The organism is Nonomuraea fuscirosea (genome assembly GCF_035917475.1).
Lineage (GTDB): Bacteria > Actinomycetota > Actinomycetes > Streptosporangiales > Streptosporangiaceae > Nonomuraea > Nonomuraea fuscirosea.
Genome location: NZ_CP109074.1, coordinates 164,611 through 182,634, shown reverse-complemented (window position 1 = coordinate 182,634; position 18,024 = coordinate 164,611). Strand labels below are relative to the sequence as shown.

Annotated in this window: 18 protein-coding genes; 5 read left to right on the top strand and 13 right to left on the bottom strand. The window is 70.7% G+C overall.

Annotation, left to right across the window (positions count from 1 at the left end; translation table 11 throughout):
• Positions 1-143 precede the first annotated feature (143 nt).
• Positions 144-917 carry an enoyl-CoA hydratase/isomerase family protein gene (locus tag OIE67_RS00805; RefSeq protein ID WP_326635660.1) on the bottom strand — a complete coding sequence of 258 codons (774 nt, stop codon included), beginning with the start codon at positions 915-917 and terminating at the stop codon, positions 144-146.
• Between the two features lie 211 nt (positions 918-1,128).
• On the opposite strand from OIE67_RS00805, the gene OIE67_RS00800 reads away from it, so the two are divergent.
• Positions 1,129-1,455 (top strand): HesB/IscA family protein, encoded by a 327-nt coding sequence (locus tag OIE67_RS00800; RefSeq protein ID WP_326635658.1) that lies wholly within the window; start codon positions 1,129-1,131, stop codon positions 1,453-1,455.
• Positions 1,456-1,636: 181 nt separating this feature from the next.
• Positions 1,637-2,260 (top strand): SbtR family transcriptional regulator, encoded by a 624-nt coding sequence (locus OIE67_RS00795; RefSeq protein WP_326635656.1) that lies wholly within the window; start codon positions 1,637-1,639, stop codon positions 2,258-2,260.
• Between the two features lie 194 nt (positions 2,261-2,454).
• On the opposite strand, the gene OIE67_RS00790 is transcribed toward OIE67_RS00795, so the two are convergent.
• The 11 genes from OIE67_RS00790 to OIE67_RS00740 form a co-directional block, all read right to left on the bottom strand.
• Positions 2,455-2,739 carry a hypothetical protein gene (locus OIE67_RS00790; protein ID WP_326635654.1) on the bottom strand — a complete coding sequence of 95 codons (285 nt, stop codon included), beginning with the start codon at positions 2,737-2,739 and terminating at the stop codon, positions 2,455-2,457.
• Positions 2,740-3,450 (bottom strand): HNH endonuclease family protein, encoded by a 711-nt coding sequence (locus OIE67_RS00785; protein WP_326635652.1) that lies wholly within the window; start codon positions 3,448-3,450, stop codon positions 2,740-2,742.
• Between the two features lie 100 nt (positions 3,451-3,550).
• Positions 3,551-4,429 carry a 2-hydroxy-3-oxopropionate reductase gene (locus tag OIE67_RS00780; RefSeq protein ID WP_326635650.1) on the bottom strand — a complete coding sequence of 293 codons (879 nt, stop codon included), beginning with the start codon at positions 4,427-4,429 and terminating at the stop codon, positions 3,551-3,553.
• 79 nt (positions 4,430-4,508) lie between these two features.
• Positions 4,509-5,318 (bottom strand): hydroxypyruvate isomerase family protein, encoded by an 810-nt coding sequence (locus OIE67_RS00775; protein ID WP_326635648.1) that lies wholly within the window; start codon positions 5,316-5,318, stop codon positions 4,509-4,511.
• The gene (locus tag OIE67_RS00770; protein ID WP_106249426.1) at positions 5,315-6,037 is read right to left on the bottom strand and encodes a GntR family transcriptional regulator; all 723 of its coding nucleotides are present in this window, start codon (positions 6,035-6,037) and stop codon (positions 5,315-5,317) included. Before OIE67_RS00770 ends, OIE67_RS00775 begins: the two co-directional genes overlap by 4 nt.
• Before the next feature lie 50 nt (positions 6,038-6,087).
• Positions 6,088-7,014 carry a D-2-hydroxyacid dehydrogenase gene (locus OIE67_RS00765; protein ID WP_326635645.1) on the bottom strand — a complete coding sequence of 309 codons (927 nt, stop codon included), beginning with the start codon at positions 7,012-7,014 and terminating at the stop codon, positions 6,088-6,090.
• On the bottom strand, positions 7,011-7,898 hold the full coding sequence (locus tag OIE67_RS00760) for a carbohydrate ABC transporter permease (protein WP_326635644.1): 888 nt from the start codon (positions 7,896-7,898) through the stop codon (positions 7,011-7,013). The genes OIE67_RS00765 and OIE67_RS00760 overlap by 4 nt, the downstream gene beginning before the upstream one ends.
• Positions 7,898-8,782 (bottom strand): carbohydrate ABC transporter permease, encoded by an 885-nt coding sequence (locus OIE67_RS00755; RefSeq protein WP_106249431.1) that lies wholly within the window; start codon positions 8,780-8,782, stop codon positions 7,898-7,900. The genes OIE67_RS00760 and OIE67_RS00755 overlap by 1 nt, the downstream gene beginning before the upstream one ends.
• An 8-nt stretch (positions 8,783-8,790) precedes the next feature.
• Positions 8,791-10,080 carry an ABC transporter substrate-binding protein gene (locus OIE67_RS00750; RefSeq protein WP_326635641.1) on the bottom strand — a complete coding sequence of 430 codons (1,290 nt, stop codon included), beginning with the start codon at positions 10,078-10,080 and terminating at the stop codon, positions 8,791-8,793.
• A gap of 86 nt (positions 10,081-10,166) precedes the next feature.
• Positions 10,167-12,050, bottom strand: a complete 1,884-nt coding sequence (locus tag OIE67_RS00745; protein WP_326635639.1) for an alpha-amylase family protein — start codon at positions 12,048-12,050, stop codon at positions 10,167-10,169.
• Complete coding sequence (locus OIE67_RS00740) at positions 12,047-14,125, bottom strand: alpha-amylase family protein (protein ID WP_326635637.1); 2,079 nt, start codon at positions 14,123-14,125, stop codon at positions 12,047-12,049. Before OIE67_RS00740 ends, OIE67_RS00745 begins: the two co-directional genes overlap by 4 nt.
• 145 nt (positions 14,126-14,270) lie before the next feature.
• Here OIE67_RS00740 and OIE67_RS00735 point away from each other — a divergent pair, with 145 nt between their 5' ends.
• Positions 14,271-15,017 carry a hypothetical protein gene (locus OIE67_RS00735; RefSeq protein WP_326635635.1) on the top strand — a complete coding sequence of 249 codons (747 nt, stop codon included), beginning with the start codon at positions 14,271-14,273 and terminating at the stop codon, positions 15,015-15,017.
• The gene (locus OIE67_RS00730) at positions 15,010-16,152 is read left to right on the top strand and encodes a helix-turn-helix domain-containing protein (protein WP_106249437.1); all 1,143 of its coding nucleotides are present in this window, start codon (positions 15,010-15,012) and stop codon (positions 16,150-16,152) included. The genes OIE67_RS00735 and OIE67_RS00730 overlap by 8 nt, the downstream gene beginning before the upstream one ends.
• Before the next feature lie 51 nt (positions 16,153-16,203).
• On the opposite strand, the gene OIE67_RS00725 is transcribed toward OIE67_RS00730, so the two are convergent.
• Complete coding sequence (locus OIE67_RS00725; RefSeq protein ID WP_326635632.1) at positions 16,204-17,481, bottom strand: RNA-guided endonuclease InsQ/TnpB family protein; 1,278 nt, start codon at positions 17,479-17,481, stop codon at positions 16,204-16,206.
• 31 nt (positions 17,482-17,512) lie between these two features.
• Here OIE67_RS00725 and tnpA point away from each other — a divergent pair, with 31 nt between their 5' ends.
• Positions 17,513-17,929 carry an IS200/IS605 family transposase gene (gene tnpA / locus OIE67_RS00720; RefSeq protein ID WP_326635630.1) on the top strand — a complete coding sequence of 139 codons (417 nt, stop codon included), beginning with the start codon at positions 17,513-17,515 and terminating at the stop codon, positions 17,927-17,929.
• Positions 17,930-18,024 lie beyond the last annotated feature (95 nt).

The window sequence follows — 18,024 nt, the reverse complement described above, 5'->3', positions numbered from 1 at the left end:
GGCAAACCAACATCGGAAAGGACGACCCTTACCGAATGTGTTGACTTCGCGTCGCGCCGACCTGCCCCGCCCGGCTCCGTGACCTCAGCAGACCGGTGAACCCGGCCCTGCGCCTGATTTCCGCGGACCGGTGAACCCGGCCTCTAGCGACCGGTGAACTTGGCCTTGGACTTGTCCATGAACGCCCTCATGCCGAGCTTGGCGTCCTCGGTGGCGAACAGCCCCGAGAACTGCAGCCGCTCGATCTCCAGTCCGGTGTCGAGGTCGGTCTCCAGCCCCTGGTCCACGGCCTGCTTGGCGGCGCGCAGGGCGACCGAGGGGCCGCCCACGAAGGTCGCGGCCCACTCCAGGGCCGCGGTGTAGACCTGCTCGTCCGGCACCACCCGGTCGACCAGGCCCATCGCCAGCGCCTCGGCGGCGGGGACGTGCCGGCCGGTGAAGATCAGGTCCTTCGCCTTGGCCGGGCCGATCAGGCGCGGCAGGCGCTGCGAGCCGCCCGCGCCGGGGATGAGGCCGAGCAGGATCTCCGGCTGCCCCAGCTTGGCCGACTCCCCCGCGACCCGGAAGTCGGCGCACAGGGCCAGCTCGCAGCCGCCGCCCAGGGCGTAGCCGGTGACGGCGGCGATGACCGGCTTGCCGATGCGGGCGACCGCGGTGAAGCAGCCCTGGAGGGTGGCGGAGTGGGCGGACATGTCGGCGTAGGACATGTCGGCCATCTCCTTGATGTCCACGCCGGCGGCGAACACCCGCTCCCCGCCGTACAGGATCACCGCCTGCACCAGCGGGTCGGCGTCGACGATGCCGGCCGCCTCCTCGATCTCTCTCTGGGCCTGGCCGCTGAGGGCGTTCATCTTCGGACGGTCAAGACGGATCGTGGCGATCTGGTCGGCCACCTCGACGCTCACAAACTCACCCATGAGCCAGAACCTAACAGCCGCCGTCGCGCCCGGGTCAGTGAGCCGCGGCCGACTTGACCTCGTCCACGCGCGAGCAGGGCGTCGCGTATGGCTTCCCCGCTCTTTCCCATGCCCGTCCGCCACCCGGGACCCGTCCGGGCATGTCGGCCCCGGAGTTTGGGGTGGGGCCCATGGGTTAGGCGGAGGGTTCACGAGGACAAAGGAGCAGGTCGTGCTGGTATTGACTGACAACGCGGTCGTCGCCATCCGGGATCTCATGGACGGCGAGGACGTGCCCGCCGACGCCGGGCTGCGCATCTCCGCCAAGGCCGACGAGGCCGGGACGCTGGAGGTGGCCCTGGCGACCACGCCGCAGGCCGGGGACCAGGTGGTGGAGAAGGAGGACGTGCGGGTGTTCGTTGCGCAGGACGCGGCGCCCATCCTCGACGACAAGTCGCTGGACGCGGATCCGGGCACGCCGGGTCAGCCGATGTTCCGTCTCGACCGGCAAGCCGGCGGCCAGAACGGCCGCAGCGCCCAGAACGGCCAGAGCGTTTAACGGCCGGAGCGTTGACGGCCGCCGGCCGTGCGTGTCTTCCGGGCCGGGGTTCCGCCGGCCCGGAAGATCATGCTCAGGCATGCGGTACGAGGGCGGGGCGGGCGCGTAGCGGAGGGGAATCCTCCGGTCACTGCGGTTAGGCTGCTGAGGAAGCGACACCGAACGAAAGGCGGCTGACCGCATGGGCGCGCCGGGTCGACTGAGAGCGGACACCGAGCAGAACCGGGACCTCGTCGCCGACGGCCTCGACCGAATGATCGCGCTGGCCGAGCAGGCGGGCGAAGAGGAGACGTGGGCGTGGGACGCGCTCAGCCGCTTCGTCGACGGCTGCGCCGACCTGCGGCTCGACCCGCTGCTGACGGTCGCGGACACGCCGGCCCAGGAGATGGGCGGGCGACGCCAGGAGAGCGTACGGCCCGAGGGAAGCGCGCCGCCCGAGGAGAGCACGGCGCCCAAGAAGAGCACGACGCCCGAGGCGGGCCTGAGGTCCGAGGCAGGTGTGACGCTCGAGGCAGGTGTGACGCCCGAGCTCGCCGCGGGCCGCGCCCGGCTGCTGGAGGCGCTCGGCCGGATCGTCGGCGCCGCCCACGCCGAGGGCGCGCTCCGGCTCGACGTGGGCGCCGGAGACGTGCTGGGGGTGGTGGGGCTGCTCATCAGAGGACTGCCGACCCTGCCGGCCGAGCTGGACGAAGAGCTCCGGAGCCGCGCGGTCCGCCTCGTCCTGGCCGGCATGCGCGTCCACCCCGCCCCCGCCCCACCCGGCCGGCCGCTGAGCGGCGACGAGCTGTTCCAGCACCTCCCCTGAAGCCCAGCCGCACGACCGGGCCGCACAACCGCCGGGCCACCGCACAACCCGGCCACACGACCCCGCACAGCCCGCCGCACGATCTCTGGACCACCGCACAACTCGGCCGTTGTCGCACGGGTCGCCGCGCGGCCGGGGCCCGGTGACGGTCTGTCATCGGGCGGACCGGTGGCGGGCCGTCCCCTGAGTCGGTCTCAGGTGGTGGGGCGGAGGGCCGCGAGGCCGTCGGGGAGGCCGTGGCGTACCGCCTGGACGATCTGGTCATGCAGGTCCTGGCCGGGACCCGAGTCCGGGCGCAGGGGGCTGCCGTCGATCTGGTACCACTCGTCGGCGTCCAGGTACTGGACGCGTACCGTCACCCGATCGCCGGACACCTCCGTGCGCACGGTCACCTCGCCGGTGATGACGCCGGCCTCCTCCGTCATCACCCCGCCGGGACCGGCGACGACGCTGCTCTCGAAGCTTCGCGCGGCCTCCATTCAGGCCTCACCGCCCGAGCGGCAGGTGCCCACCATCTCGGTCAGCGCGTCCCGTTCGGCGTCGGTGATCGTGAGGTCGTAGCGGGACTTCACGTCGATCCAGGCGCGGCTGTAGACGCACCAGTACGACTGCTGCGGCGGCCGCCACTGGTCGGGTGACTGGTCGCCTTTGGACCGGTTCGAGGACGCCGAGACCGCGATGAGCTGCGGCCCTTCGAGGTCGTTGGCGAACTGCCTGCGCCGGGCGTCGGTCCAGGTGTTCGCCCCGGAGCGCCACGCCTGGGCGAGCGGCACCATGTGGTCGATGTCGAGGTCGGAGGCGTCGGTGAAGTCCCTGCCGTCGTACTCGCTGTGCCAGGTGCCCGAGATGGCGCGGCAGTTCTCGTCCTGCTTGACGTCGGCGCCGTCGCGCGCGAGCACGACCTCGCGGGTGTCGCAGGAGTTGCCCTGCTGGACCCAGTGCGGGAAGCGGGCGCGGCTGTAGCCGGACATTGAGCCCGGTTCCGCGACGTCGAGCCGGGCGAGCTGCGCGTAGGCGGCCTCTGCGGACAGGGGCGGCGGCAGCTCGGCCGGTCCTGCGGCGTACCCGGCCGTGGCGAACGGGGACGCCGGCAGTTCGGCCGGGCCGGCGGCGTTCGCGCCGGCCGCAGGGAGCAGGGTGAGGAAGGTGACGGCTGCCGCGTACGCGGGCCATGATCGCAAAGAGAACATGGCCCACGACTACGGGCACAATCCCCCTAAGTGGTCAGAAGGCGCGCCTCCTTGTCACTTACGGTGACACCCATAGAGCTACCCATACCGGACGCTTCCCCTACGCGGTGCCGGAGAGGCGCTCCACGCCGCGCAGCAGCGCCGAGTGGTCGAGCCCGCCGTCGCCGCTCGCGTTCGCGGAGGCCACGAGCTGGGCCACGAGCGCCCCGAGCGGCAGCACCACGCCGGCCTCGCGGGCCGCCGAGGTGACGATGCCCATGTCCTTGTGGTGCAGCGCGATGCGGAAGCCGGGCTCGAAGGAGTGCCCGGCCATGTTGGCCCGCTTCTGCGTCAGGACGGCGGAGCCGGCCAGGCCGCCGCCGAGCACGTCCATCGCGGCCTCCAGGTCCACCCCGTACGCCCGCAGGAACACCACGGCCTCGGCCAGCGCCTCGATGTTGGCCGCCACGATGAGCTGGTTGGCGGCCTTGACCGTCTGACCTGAGCCGCTCGGCCCGACGTGGACGACGGTCTTGCCGACCGCCTCGAAGATCGGCCGCGCGGCCTCGAAGTCGCCGGCCGCGCCGCCGACCATGATCGACAGGGCGGCGTTCCTGGCCCCGGCCTCTCCGCCGGAGACGGGGGCGTCGAGGTAGCGCAGGCCCCTGCGGTCCGCCTCCTCGGCCAGTTCGCGGGTGACGTCGGGGCGGATGGAGGAGAAGTCGATGATCAGCGTGCCGGGGGCGGCGTGCGCGAACACGCCGTCGTCGCCGGTCAGCACGTCCTGGACGTCGGGCGAGTCGGGCACCATGAGCGCGACGACCTCGGCGCCCGTCACGGCGTCGGCGACCGACCCGGCCACCCGCCCGCCGGCCTCCGCCAGCGGCTTCGCCTTGTCCGGCGACCGGTTGTACCCGGCCACGGCATGCCCGGCCTTGACCAGGTGGACGGCCATGGGCGAGCCCATGATGCCGAGACCGATGAAGGCGATGGCGCTCACGTGAAAGATCCTTCCGTTTCGGGTGCGGCGTCGCGGGTCGCGTTCAGGGCGGCGTCGCGGGCCGTGTGCGGGGTCGCGTTCATGGCCGGGTGCCGGGGGCCGGGTCGGCGGCGCGTTGTTCGCGGGGCAGCCAGATGAAGGCGCCGGGCCCTTCCGCGCGGTATTCCAGGCCTATATATCCGTCATATCCGGCGGCGTATACGTCGTCGATCCACTGCCGCAGCGGCAGCTCGCCCGAACCGGGCGCACCCCGGCCAGGGGCGTCGGCGATCTGCACGTGGGCGATGCGCGCCGCGTGCCGGTCGATGACGGCGGCCACGTCATCGCCGTTGACGGCCAGGTGGTAGAAGTCGGCGAGCAGCCCGAGGTTGGGCACGTCGCCCAGCCGGTCGAGCACGGCCACGGCGTCGGCGGCCGTCAGCAGCGGATAGCGCGGCGCGCCGCTGACCGGCTCAAGCAGCACCGTGCCCGAGACGCCCTTGGCACAGGCGGTCAGCAGCTCGGCGGCCAGCTCGTCCTGCTCGGCGGCGTCGGCGCCGTCGATCCGGTTGCCGTAGAGGGCGTTGAACGCGCGGCAGCCGAGCCGCTCGCCGATCGCGGCCACCACGGGGATGTTGTCGAGCAGCTCGCGCGAGCGGCCCGGCCACGACACGACGCCGCGGTCACCGCCCGGCATGTCGCCGGCGAAGAAGTTGAGCCCGGTGAGCCGCACGCCCGCGTTCTCGACGGCGGCGACGAACGCGTCCACCTCACGGTCGTCCGGCACCGCCACCGGCCACGGCCACCAGAACTCGACGGCGGTGAACCCGTCGGCCGCCGCCGCGGCGGGCCGCTCCAGCAGCGGCAGGTCGGTGTAGAGGAGGGAACAGTTGACGCTCCACCTGGTCACGCGTGGGCCTCTTCCGATCGTTCGCGGCGCAGCTGGCCGAGCAGCCGCCCCTGGGCCTGGTCGAGATGGTGGGCCAGGCACTGCTGCGCCCGCTCGGGGTCGCCGTCGCCGATGGCCTTGAGGATGTCGTCGTGCTCGTGCGCCACGTTCATCGGGTCCGTGGTGCGGTGGGCCTGGAACTGGCCCATGGTCAGGTGCACCTCGCCGAGGATGACCTCGTGCATCCGCGCCAGGCGGCGGCTGCCGACGGCGGCCACCAGCGCGGAGTGGAAGGCGATGTCGGCCTCGACCTGAGTGGCGAACGCCCCCGCGTGAGACCCCTGGTCGGAGCCGTGCTGGGCCGCGTCGCCGGCCGCCGCTCTCATCGCCGCCTGGGCACGCACCGCCTCGGGCGGCACCGTGCCGGCGCGGGCCAGCGCCACGACCGCCGCCCGTTCGACGGTCTCGCGGCTGAAGTAGAGATCACGGATCTCCGCCTCGTCCAGCTTGGGGACGACGGCGGTCTTGTGCGTGGTACGGCGCAGCAGCCCGAGCGCGGTCAGCCGTTCGAGGCAGGCCTTGGCGGTGGGGCGTGCGACGCTGTACTCGTTGGCGATCCGGATCTCGGTGAGCTTCTCCCCCGGGGCGATGTCGCCGTTGACGATGCGCTTGCGTACCGACTCGTAGAGCGCTTCCGTCAGTGATGATGGTCCGAGAGGAAAGCTGGGCTTACCGTCCATGGAACTCCTCCCAGAAAAGGTAAAATCGTCAGACAAGTATACTCGGACTCTCAGTAGCCGGCGGCCTTGTCGACGACGTTGCGCAGCGGCTCGCCCCTGACGAAACGGCCCAGGTTGTCCAGCAGGATGTCCAGGCCGCGGCCCGCCGTCTCGCGGGTGGTGGCGCCGTTGTGCGGGGTGACGATGACGTTCGGCAGCGACCAGAACGGGCTGGCCGGCGGCAGCGGCTCCACACCGTGGGCGTCCAGGCCCGCGCCGGCGATCTCACCCCGGCGCAGCGCGTCCAGCAGGGCGTCGTCGTCGGCGATGCCGCCGCGCGAGACGCAGACGAAGCAGGCCGTCGGCTTCATCGCGGCGAACTCCGCCCGGCCGAACCGTCCCGCGGTCACGGGGGTGAGCGGCGCGGTGACCACCACGTAGTCGGACTCGGCCAGCAAGCGCGGGAACTCGTCCTGGCCGAGCAGCTCGTCCACGCCGGGCGCGGGGGCGTCCTTCCTGCGCACGCCCAGCACCCGCATGTGGAACGCCTTCGCCTTGGCGGCCAGGTCGAGGCCCGCGTGGCCGAGCCCGTACAGGCCGATGGTCTTTCCGGCCAGTTCGCCGTGCGGGTAGCGCTCCCAGCGGCGCTCGGACTGGGCACGCAGCCAGCGCGGCACGTCCCTGTCGAGCATGAGGAGCAGCAGCATCGCGTGCTCGGCCAGCGGGACGGCGCCGTTGCCGGTGGCGGAGGTGAGCGTGATGTCGCTCGCCAGCAGCCCTTCGGACAGGACGCCGTCCACGCCCGCCGCCGGGCTGTGCACCCAGCGCAACCGGCCCGCCTTGGCCAGCAGCGGCTCGGGCACCTTCCCGACGACGGCGTCGGCCAGCTCGATGCCGTCGCCCGGGTCGGCGGCGAACTCGACCTGCGCGGCACCGGCCGCCCTGCGGATGCGGCGGCGAGCGAGCTCGTCGTGGTCGCCGGTGATGATGATCCTCATTTGAGCCCCGTGGTGGCGATGCCGCGGATGAGCTGCTTCTGGGCGATGGCGAAGAAGATGAGCACCGGCAGCAGGGACACCAGCGACATCGCGAACAACATGCCCACGCCGCCCTGCGTCTCGGAGTCGACCATGGAGTTCAGCGCCACCGGCACCGTGAACATCTTCGGCGAGGTGAGATAGATCAGCGGGACGAAGAAGTCGTTCCAGGTCCAGATGAAGGTGAAGATCGTGGTGGTGACCAGGGCGGGCCGCATCAGCGGGAGGACCACGTACCAGAAGGTGCGGAACGGGCCCGAGCCGTCGATCCAGGCCGCCCGGTCCAGGTCACGCGGGATCGTCCTGATGAACTGGACCATCAGGTAGATGAAGAACGCGTCGGTGGCCAGGAACTTCGGGATGAGCAGCGGATAGTAGGTGTTCACCAGGTCGAGCTGCGAGAAGAAGATGTACTGCGGGATCACCAGCACGTGCATCGGCAGCATCACCGACAGCAGCGTGATGGCGAGATAGACCCCGCGCATCCTGAACTCCAGCCGGGCCAGCGCGTACGCGGTCAGGGAGCAGGAGAACAGGTTGCCGATGATCGAGCCGACGGTGACCAGCAGCGAGTTGAGGAAGAAGACGGTGAACGGCCGGTTGAGCGCGTTCCAGCCCGCGACGAAGTTGTCGAAGGTGACCTCGCTGGGGATGAGCCCCGGCTCGGTCAGGATGAGGTGGTCGGGCTTGAGCGAGCTGACGATCATCCAGATCAGCGGATAGAGCATCAGCAGCACGAAGACGCCCAGGCCGAGGTGCTTGAGCAGGTCCCGGCGCCCACGCCGGCGCAGGACCGCCGTGGTGCGGGCGGGCGCGGAGTCGAGCGAGGTCGTCGCGGTCGTCATCAGTCGTCTCCGTAGAAGACCCAGTACCTCGACAGGACGAAGTGCACGGCCGTCACCAGGCCGATGGCCGCCATCAGCACCCAGGCCAGCGCGGAGGCGTAGCCCATGTCGAAGTTCGTGAATCCCTGCTGGTAGATGTAGAGCGTGTAGAACAGCGTCGAGTTGGCGGGGCCTCCGGTGCCGCCGCTGACGACGTGGGCCTGGGTGAAGGTCTGGAACGCGCCGATCGTCTGCAGGATCAGGTTGAAGAAGATGATCGGGGTGAGCAGGGGGATCGTCACCGCGGTGAACTGGCGCACGATTCCGGCGCCGTCCACCTTGACGGCTTCGTACAGCTCCTCGGGGATCTGGCGCAGGCCGGCCAGGAAGATCACCATGGGTGAGCCGAAGGTCCAGACGTTCAGCACGATCAGCGTGGACAGCGACAGGCTGGGGTTCTGCAGCCAGCTTCCGAGTTCGAGGCCGAAGATCGACAGCGCCCGGTCGACCAGGCCGTTGTCGCCGAAGATCTGCCGCCACAGGATGGCCACGGCGACGCTGGTGCCGAGCAGCGAGGGCAGGTAGAAGGCGCTGCGGTAGAAGGCCAGGCCGCGCAGGCCGCGGTCGAGGATCAGGGCGAGCAGCAGCGCGAAGCCGAGTTGCAGCGGGATGGAGACGACGACGTAGACCGCGGTCACGCGGACGGCGGCCCAGAAGTAGTCGTCCTGGAACATGCGCTCGAAGTTCTCCAGGCCGTTGAACTTCGGCGAGCTGAGGATGTTGTAGTCGGTGAAGGCCAGGTAGAGGGAGGCGATCAGGGGTACGGCCGTGACCAGGACGAGGCCCAGCCACCAGGGGATCAGGAAGACGTGTGCGGCGCCGCCCTGACGATGGAGCTTCGACATGGGGGTTCCTACTTGGCGCGGGCGATGCCGGCGGAGATCTCGTCGAGCAGTCGTTTGGCGCCGTCGGCGGTGCTCAGGCGGCCGAGTGAGATCTCCTCGGCGACCCTGGCCATGGCGGTGCGCCAGGTGCTGGTGCCGGGGGGCGCCTCGAAGCGGGGGCGGCGCTCGGCCTTGCGGCTGACCTGTACGGCGTCGAGCGACTCCTTGTCGTCGCCCTGCGCGGCGGCCAGCGTCTGCTCGAAGACCTTGGGGTTGACCGGCGCGCCCATGGTGAGGCCGACGGTCTTGATCATCGCGGGGTCGTTGGTGTTGTAGCTGATGAGCTTGCCCGCGGCCTCCAGCTTGTCGTCGTCGATGCCCTGGTAGATGGCCATCCGGGGGTAGTAGAGGAACGGGTGCCCGGCCTGCGCGTCCTTGGCCGCGGGAACGCTGCGCAGCTTGAAGGAGTAGTCGGGGAACATCTTGGCGTCGTCGATGATGTGGTTGGAGTTGCCGACCTTGGCCAGCACCTTCTTGCCGACCAGGGCCCAGTCGGGGCCCATGCCCTCCTGCTCGCTCAGCGTCAGCACCGCGCCGGCCTTCTGCATCTTGTCCCACCAGTCGAACCAGGCCCGGACGCTGTCGGCGGTGAAGCCGGGGTTGCCGTCCTCGCTCCAGAGCAGCTCGCCGCGCTGGCGCAGCCAGGCCTCGAACACCATGTCGGCGTCGGCCTCGTACGGCATGCCCTTGCGCTGCTTCGGGTTGTCCTTGGAGTAGTCGATGAGGAACTCCGACCAGGCGTCCCAGTCGGCGTCGGCCGGCGGGAGCTTGACGCCGTCCTCCTTGACGAACGTCTCGTTGTAGCGGAAGACGGGGACGAAGATGCCGAACGGCATGGTGTTGAGCTGCCCGCCCAGCTTGAACGACTCCAGTTCCTCCTTGGAGTAGTCGGCCAGGTCGACGCTGGGCACCTCGTCGAGGCGCCGGTAGATGTTGCTCTTGTGGTACGTCATGACCTGCGCCGAGGCGACCCAGAAGATGTCGGCCACGTCGCGGGCGGCCATCTGGGTGGTCATGCGCTCCTGGAAGGCGGTGTAGTCGGCGAACTCCGGTTCGACCTGGATGCCCGGGTTCTTGGCCGCGAACTCCTTGAGTGCCTTCGTGTAGTTCTGCTGCCGGACGTTGTTGCCCCACCACGCGTACCGCAGCGTGGTGCCGTCACCGCCGCCCGAGTCGCCGGCGCCGCACGCCGTCAGGCCGGCCCCCAGTGCCCCGGCCGCCGCCAGCTTCAGAAACCCCCGCCGATCTAGTCCGCTCATCACGTTGTTCTCCCGTCGTTCTCACAGGGGACCGGCTACCCCGGTGATGGTCCAGTGTTCATTTGTCTAACGAGACCGTCAATAGGTCATGAATACTTGTTTGACAATTTCACTACTTCGAAGAGGCCGATCTCCGGCAACCGCACCCGGCCGCCGTCCACCTCCAGGGGGCGGTCCGCGCGCAGCGCGTGCGCCTCCCACTCGCCCGGCCAGGGCAGGTCGAGCCACGATTCCGCGATCGGCAGCGGCCGGCGGAAGCGCTGGTCGGCGTCGCCCGAGCGGTTCAGCAGATGGATCACCCGGAGGTCCCCGGCTCGGGCGGGCACGATCTCCGCCTGCTCGGGCAGCCCGGTCCCGACGGCGAGGCCGGCGGGCAGGCGGTCGGCGAACAGGTCGCGATGGGCGCTCAGCCCGGTCTCCCGGTAACCGCGCCCGACCGTCCACGGCATCAGCACGCCCCTCCCCCTGCCGTAGGGGGCGCTCAGCCAGCCGGGATGGCCGGTCTCCAGATGGCCGTGGCACTTCTCCGGCGGGCCGTACCTGGCCCTGGAGAGCGCGGGCAGGCCCGTCTCCGCTCCCGGCGCGGGCTCGACCACGTCGAAGGCGCCGATCACCGGCACCATGCCGCGGTCACCGCGCAGGTGCAGCGAGCGGACGGACTCCTCCGTCGTGTACGCGGCCAGCCGGCGGGCGACGGGCAGGCAGGCGAGCCCGGCGTCGCTCGAACCGGTCGCCAGCACGGTGCCGCCCGACTCGGCGTAGGCGTCCAGCACCTCGGGACGGCTCAGCGCGCCGGCGTCGGGCAGCACGACCAGCTCGTACCTGGACAGGTCGCTCGCCGCCAGCTTCTCCTCGGGCAGCACGTCGAAGGGCACGTGCCGCTCCAGCAGCGCCAGGTAGAGCCCCTGGAACTCGGCCCGCTCCCCTTCGGGGCGGACCAGCAGCGTGCGCGCCTCGGAGACCAGGTCCCGGTAGACCTCGGCGTGGTCGCGGTGGAACCGGGTCAGCTCGCCGGCGATCTCCAGGCACTCGTACGGGCTGTCGTCCGGCGTCCCCATGATGTACGTGGACGGGATCGCCCCCCGCGAGATCGCCTGCAACAGATACTGGGCGAAATGGTGAGGCTCCTCCCCCGCCATCCGGTACGGCATGTCCACGAACCCCACGGAGTTGACCAGCACCGGCACCTCAGGCCGATACGACTTGGCCGCGCTGACGTGCTCGCTGGTCCGGTGGTGCCAGAGGGGCCGGCCGACCGCGTTGTTCGCCTCGTGGAAGACGATGTCGGCGTGCTCGCCCAGGATGAGCGCCGCCTCGGGCCTGCGCCCGGCGATCTCGGCCCGGATCCTGGCGTGCAGGTCGTCCAGCGTCGCACGCGTGAACGCGCGCCACCGGGCGTCCGCCCGTTCCGGCAGCTCACCGTCGTAGCGGCGGGCGCAGGCCAGGCAGTGGCAGACGCCCCAGTATCTGCGGCTGTAGTCCACTTCGTTGAACGACATCCAGTTGAGGAAGAAGCCGTCGATCTCGTAGCGGTCGAGCACCTCCCCGATCACCTCGAACAGCTTGACCTGGTAATAGTCGCCGCTCGGGCACACGCTGGTGAGGCCGTTGTAGACCTGCCGCTCGCCGGCGGGCGAGACGAAGCACCACTCGGGATGCCGCTCGGCCCGCCGGTGGTCGATCTTGGAGAAGTCCATCCTGGCCAGCACGCGCACGCCCCTGCGCCGGGCCGCCGCCACCGCGTCGCCGATCAGGTCGCCGGACGGGCGCTCGGCCAGGTGCGGGTTGCGCGTCTGGAAGTCCAGGCCGGTCGGATAGTTCGACAGGATGCCGCCGACGCTGATCAGCCAGGCGTTCGCGCCGAACTCCTCCAGCCGGTCCAGCACCCGCTCGACGTCCAGCCCGGCGTCCACCTCGCGGAGGTTGGTCTGGAACATCCGGAACGGCTCGCGCCACCAGACCCGGCTCACCTCGGCTCCCAGGTCAGGTGCACGACCTCGATGAGCCCGGCGCCGGTCAGCTCCACCTCGGCCCGGCCGTCGCGGACGGCGACGGGGATTTCGCTCCCGTCCACCAGCAGCCGGGCCGTGGCCCCCGCCGCGTCCGGCGGCAGCGCGACGGAGACCGTCTGCGGCGGCAGCGGGATGGTCTCCCTGATCGCGCCGCGCATGGCCATGGGGTTGGTCAGGTTGACCACGGTGACCGCGAGACTGTGCTCGTCGCGGCGTACGGCCAGGTCGACCAGCCCCGGGCCGCGTACGGTGGCCTCGGGCTCGCCGCCGAGCGCCCAGCGCACCGCGTTGGCGATCAGCCGCCCGTGGTCGGCCTGGAGCGTCTCCCAGAAGATCGCCCCGAGGTCGAACGGGATGTAGACCACCCGGCCCGGCCCCTCCCTCGTGATCACGGCCGGGGCGTCGGGGTCCTTCCTGGCGTACAGCTCCTCCATCGGCAGGTCGGGAAAGTCCGGCACGAACCGGAACGGCACCTGCGTGCCCGGCCTGGCCTCGACGCCGAGCAGCCGGGTGCCGCCGATGATCCGCCCGGCCGGGCCGAAGCCGCCGCTGACCGGGTGCTCGCCGGTCAGCGCGATGTAGTTGTTCTTGATCGGGCCTCTGAGCGGGCTCACCAGGTCCGCGCCGAAGACGTCGGCCAGACCGAAGTTGGCCCGGGGCTCGCCGTGCTCGTCGTACAGGGAGGACTGGTGCGCGGCGACCAGGCCGCCGCCGGCGGCCACGTAGTCGCGGACGGCCGCGCACTGCTCGTCACTGAGCTGCTCGGCGTTGGCCAGCACCAGCACCTTGTACGGCCGCAGCCGCTCGGCCGACAGCACCTGGTCGGCCAGCAGGTCGAACGGGATCCGCGCCTCGACCAGGGCCTGGTAGAAGCCGTCCTCGTCGGGGAAGGAGTGCGCCGCCCCGCTCCTGATCCGGCCCGCCCTGCTCGGGTCGACCAGCGCCACCTCGGCCGTGACCGGCATCGGCGCCAGCACCGGCTCCAGCTTCGCGTGCAGCCCGAACGCGTCCACCACGGCCGGCACCCAGCGCGGGTCCGAGACGGTGGCGTTGAACTTGGTGAACCACGGGAACGCGCCCTGCGCGAACCCGTCCACGATCCACGTCCGGACCTCCTCCGGCGGGGCCACCGAGTCCTTCCACCGGTGCTGGTGGTACTCGGGCCCGACCGAGGTGATGAGCCCGACCGGCCGGTCCGGGAACAGGCCTCTGCTGCGCTTGGCCACCCGGCCGGCCGCCCACGGCGCCTCGATGCCCGAGCGTCCCTGCTTGTCCACCACGAACAGCGGATAGACCCGCTTGACCAGCTCGGGCTCCAGGTCGCGGGCGGCGAAGGCGCCCAGGTTGGGGATGAAGCGGGCGTGCGGCCGCAGGTCCTTGACCGCCGCGTCCCAGATCGAGACCAGCTCGCTGAGCCGGCGCCGCCGCCAGGCCACGTACGCGGGCCAGGCCGGGTCGGTCGTGTCGTGCTCGCGCTCGGGCAGCTCGAACCCCGTGTCGTCGCGGAACGAGCGCCGCGCGGCCTCGCTGTAGGAGATGCCGTAGTAGCCCTCCCACCGGTTGGCGAAGATCGCGTCCACGTCGTACTCGCGCACGATCTCCCTGGCCACCTCGGTGACGAACTCGCGGTGGTAGCCGGTGAAGGCGCAGGTCAGCCAGATGCCGGGATGGGACCAGTGTTCGATCGGCGCCCCCTCCTGGTCGCACGCCAGCCACTCGGGATGCGCCGTGGCCGCGTCGGCGTGCACGGCGTGGGGGTCCACCCTGGCCATGACGTGCATGCCGAGCCCCCTGGCCGCCTCCACCAGCGCGCCGAACGGGTCGGTGTCGCCCATGAAGGTGCTGCGGTGGTGGTACGGGATGCGGGTCGGGTAGTAGGCGATGTAGCCGCCCGCGCTGACGCAGACCGCGTTCGACCTGCTGTCCCGCATGACCGAGGTCCAGAAGTCGACGTCGAGGTGCGCCGGGTCGTCCTCGGCCAGCGTCAGTTGCGTCCAGCGGGTCGCCGTCAGGGGCCAGTCGGGTGTTCGCATGCCGTAGCGCACCTCTCGTCAAGCTCACTTGTTAGACGCGGAATATTGTCATACAAGAATGCAAGACGTACAAGTGTGTCGTGCGGGCAACATGAAGTCGTGGCGGGCCTATGATGTTGGAAAGTAAAGCGGCAGGAGGTCGGGCATGCGGATGTCCCAGTGGGCCGAAGAGACGTTCGGGCAGCGCGCTCCCCTGATCAGACAGGGTGTGGCCGAGGCCCTGTCGGTCGCGCTGGAAAACGCCAGGGACGCGCAGAAGGCGGCGCGGACCGACCATCTGCACCCGTTCGGGTTCACGCTCATGTCGCGCAAGTTCGAGGCGCTGGCCAAGGCGTTCGAGGACATGGGCGACGTGCGCATCGTCAAGCCCGGCGGCTCCCAGCACGAGCTGGTGCTGCTCGACGGCAAGCTGCTGTTCCCCTTCCGCTACGCCAAGGACCGCTCGCTCACCGTGATGAGCGCCCGCATCGGCGACGGACGCCCGTCTGCGCTGGTGCAGGCGCTGTTCCACCGGTTCGGCCCCGCGCCGCGGATCCGGCAGCTCGCGCTGCACGACGTCGCGCCGCTCGCGGTCCCGGTCGTCGAGGCGCTGGACGAGCTGCCCGAAGACACCCGGCTGGTGCTGATCGCCTACGCGGCCAACGCCCACGCCGGGTTGCTCGACGCCTGGTGGGGCGAGGCCGAGCTGCTCGACCGCTTCGGCAGCCTGCGCTGGCACCGGTGTGAGCCGATCCCGCTGGCCCAGGAGGCCGGCGCGCCCGCCGCCGGCGACAGCGCGGCGGCCTTCGACCAGGGCGTCCTGCCCATGCCCGAGCTCAATCCGCACACCAGGGCCACTCAGCGGAGCGCCGAGGCCACCCCGATCCGGCCGGAGGCCGCCGGCGGTGCGTGACTCCCGGGCGGGCGGGCTCACCCCCCAGGCCGTCGCCGACGCCTTCGACGCCACCCGCCTCACCCAGGCCCGCCACCTGGCCGCGCTCACCAAGAAGGAGGTCGCCGAGCATCTCGGCGTCTCTCCCGCGGCGGTCGGTCAATACGAGGCGGGCGTCACCCGGCCGCGGCCGGACCTGATCGCGCCGCTGGCCGAGGTGCTGTCGGTGCCGATCGCGTTCTTCCTGCCCGGCCGCCCCCACGGCAAGCTCGACGGCTCCATGGCCCACTTCCGCAGCCTGCGCTCCACCCGCGCCTACCAGCGGGCCAAGGCCGTGGCCTTCGTCGAGCAGGTGTGGGAGCTGGCGTACGCGCTGGAGAAACGGGTCCAGCTGCCCGCCGTCGACCTGCCCGGGTTCGCCGGCGGCGAGATGCACTCCTCCCTGCCGCGCGACCCGGCGGGGGCCGCCCGCGCGCTGCGCTCCCACTGGGGGCTGGGCGCCGGGCCGATCAGCCACCTGGTGCGCCGGATGGAGGCGCACGGCATCGTGGTGGCCTTTCCCCGGCACGACCCCGACGCGGTGACCGTCGACGCCTTCTCCACCTCCAGCCTGCCCCGGCCGATCGTGGTGCTGACGCCCAACCGGTTCGACGACATCTACCGGCACCGCTTCACCGCCGCCCACGAGCTGGGCCACCTCGTGCTCCACGGCGACACCGCCGCGGGCGACTCCCACCAGGAGCGCGAGGCCGACGCCTTCGCCGCCGAGTTCCTCACCCCGCGCGACAGCATCCTGCCCCAGCTGCCGCTCCGCGCCGACCTGCGCCGGCTGGCCGAGCTGCGGCAGACGTGGGGGGTGTCGGTCGACTCGCTGCTCTACCGGTGCCGGGAGACCGGGCTGCTGTCCGACTCCGCCGCCGGGCGCGCCTACCAGCGCCTGGCCGCGCTGCGCGAGCAGCCCGGGTTCACCAACGAGCCGGTCTCCGGTTATCCGGGCGAGCAGCCGGTGCTGCTGGCGCACGCCTTCGAGCTGGCCGGCAAGGAGAGCGGGCTGAGCGCCGCGACGCTGGCCAGGGAGCTGGCCTGGCCGATCGCGCGGGTACGCGAGCTGATCGGCCTGCCCGACCAGCGGCCCTCGCTGACGCTGGTGCCTTGACCTCCTCCCCGGCTTGAAGGCCGAGGGTTCTCCCGTCGCGTCGCGTTGCGGTTAAGCGGCGCGCGGGGGTTGACGCTTCGCAGACCGGGTGAGCCCGAGGTCTCCACGTCCTGACACCGCAGGTCCTGCGGCGTTGTTGATGTTGATCGCGGCGTTGGTGTCGGCATGGCCGACCCACCCGCACACGGGATTGACGCAGGCGAACACGGTGCCGTTGCGGCTGGCCGGGTCGCGGTGCCCGCACCGGTGGCAGATCTGTGATGTACCCGGCGCGGGAACCTTCACGACCTGCCCGCCCCGCTCGGCGCTCTTGTACTCGAGCAGGGTGACGGTCCGGCCCCACGCCTGGCCGCTGATCGACCGGTTCAGGCCCGCCTTCTGGGCGACGTTCTTCCCAGGGGCCTCGACCGTGCCCTCGGCGGATTTGACCATGTTGAGGATGGCGAGTTTCTCCACCTTGATCACAGCGAACGTGCCGGCGAGTTCGGTGGTGATCTGGTGCTGCCAGTCGACGGCTCTGCACTTGGCTTTCGCGCGGAGCCGGGCGATCTGGTCGTAGGTGCGCTGTTCGCGTCCCGAGGGGCGGGTCTTGCTGGGCCGGGCCGCGCGCTGACGGGCCGACTTCTTCTCCAGGCGGCGCAGGTGTCCGGCCTCGCGGCCGGTGAGCCAGGGGCCGTGCTCGCGCATGGTCCCATCGGACAGGGCCAGCGCGACCGTGACGCCCCGGTCGATCCCGACCTGCTCACCCTGGTGCGGGGCAGCGGGCTGGACCAGAGTCTCGGTGCGGAACACGATGCTCCACCCGAACGCGTCCTTGACCACGCGGGCTCCGGTCACCTTCCCCGCAGGGGAACTCTTTCCGACGCCGGACAGCCCTTTGGTCCACCGGAACCGGACCCGACCCACCATCGGGAGGCTGAGCTGCCCCCACCTGGCCGACAGGCGCACGATCCGCATGGTGCGCACCTGCGGCACGTCGACCGCCGGCCGAGGCCGCCTCTTCTTGGACTTGAAGGTCGGCCGCTTGGCAGGGTGGCCGGGGTTGAAGAAGTTCTCCCACGCCTGCCGATACGTTTTCAGCACGGCCTGGGCGGCCTGGGCGGGCAAGGCCGCCAGGAACGGAACATCCGTGCGGGCCTGGCGGATCGCCTGATCGGCCTGCGCCAGAGTCGGCCTTCTGCCGGGGAAATGCGTCCAATAGGCGTGCAGGCAGTTCCACAGGGTGATCGCGGCGGACGCCTGCTCCTCCAGGATCGCGGACTGCTCGCAGGTCAGCTCCAGACGGGCTTTATGCCCGCGCTGCCGCTTGACCAACTCCCGCCCGCCCATGACCAAAATCCTACCGATCTAGTATTGGGTTATGGCCGAAAACAGCGAGATAAGGACCGGCAGACACTGCGTTTTCCTGCTGCACGCTCACTTGGTTTTCGTGACCAAACTCCGGCACCAGGTGTTCACCGACACCCACCTGACCCGCATGGAAGAGATCACGCGGGACGTGTGCGCGGACTTCGAAACCGAACTGACCGAGTTCAACGGCGCAGACAACCACGTCCACCTGCTGGTCAACTTCCCGCCCAAGGTCACCCTGTCCAAACTGGTCAACTCACTGAAAGGGGTGACGTCCCGGCGAATGCGCCAAGAATTCCCCGACCTGGCCACCCACTACTACCGAACCAGCAAACTGTGGTCCGGCTCGTACTTCGCAGGAAGCGTGGCAGGCGCCCCGCTGTCGACCGTGCACCAGTACATCGAGCAGCAAAACCACCCGGTCTGACCACGGCGACGCCGGTCCGCCTTGCAGCGAAACGGCCGTTCCCGCCCCGCTACGCGAAAGAGTCCGCTTCACCCCGGTCTGAAGGCCAGAGCACC

Bases quoted from the DNA above. Each gene is read 5' to 3' on its own strand.
- OIE67_RS00765 (WP_326635645.1), bottom strand. From the start codon at position 7,014: ATGAGGATCATCATCACCGGCGACCACGACGAGCTCGCTCGCCGCCGC.
- OIE67_RS00785 (WP_326635652.1), bottom strand. From the start codon at position 3,450: ATGTTCTCTTTGCGATCATGGCCCGCGTACGCGGCAGCCGTCACCTTC.
- OIE67_RS00740 (WP_326635637.1), bottom strand. From the start codon at position 14,125: ATGCGAACACCCGACTGGCCCCTGACGGCGACCCGCTGGACGCAACTG.
- OIE67_RS00735 (WP_326635635.1), top strand. From the start codon at position 14,271: ATGCGGATGTCCCAGTGGGCCGAAGAGACGTTCGGGCAGCGCGCTCCC.
- OIE67_RS00725 (WP_326635632.1), bottom strand. From the start codon at position 17,481: ATGGGCGGGCGGGAGTTGGTCAAGCGGCAGCGCGGGCATAAAGCCCGT.
- OIE67_RS00760 (WP_326635644.1), bottom strand. From the start codon at position 7,898: ATGACGACCGCGACGACCTCGCTCGACTCCGCGCCCGCCCGCACCACG.
- OIE67_RS00755 (WP_106249431.1), bottom strand. From the start codon at position 8,782: ATGTCGAAGCTCCATCGTCAGGGCGGCGCCGCACACGTCTTCCTGATC.
- OIE67_RS00770 (WP_106249426.1), bottom strand. From the start codon at position 6,037: ATGGACGGTAAGCCCAGCTTTCCTCTCGGACCATCATCACTGACGGAA.
- tnpA (WP_326635630.1), top strand. From the start codon at position 17,513: ATGGCCGAAAACAGCGAGATAAGGACCGGCAGACACTGCGTTTTCCTG.
- OIE67_RS00750 (WP_326635641.1), bottom strand. From the start codon at position 10,080: ATGAGCGGACTAGATCGGCGGGGGTTTCTGAAGCTGGCGGCGGCCGGG.
- OIE67_RS00790 (WP_326635654.1), bottom strand. From the start codon at position 2,739: ATGGAGGCCGCGCGAAGCTTCGAGAGCAGCGTCGTCGCCGGTCCCGGC.
- OIE67_RS00795 (WP_326635656.1), top strand. From the start codon at position 1,637: ATGGGCGCGCCGGGTCGACTGAGAGCGGACACCGAGCAGAACCGGGAC.
- OIE67_RS00805 (WP_326635660.1), bottom strand. From the start codon at position 917: ATGGGTGAGTTTGTGAGCGTCGAGGTGGCCGACCAGATCGCCACGATC.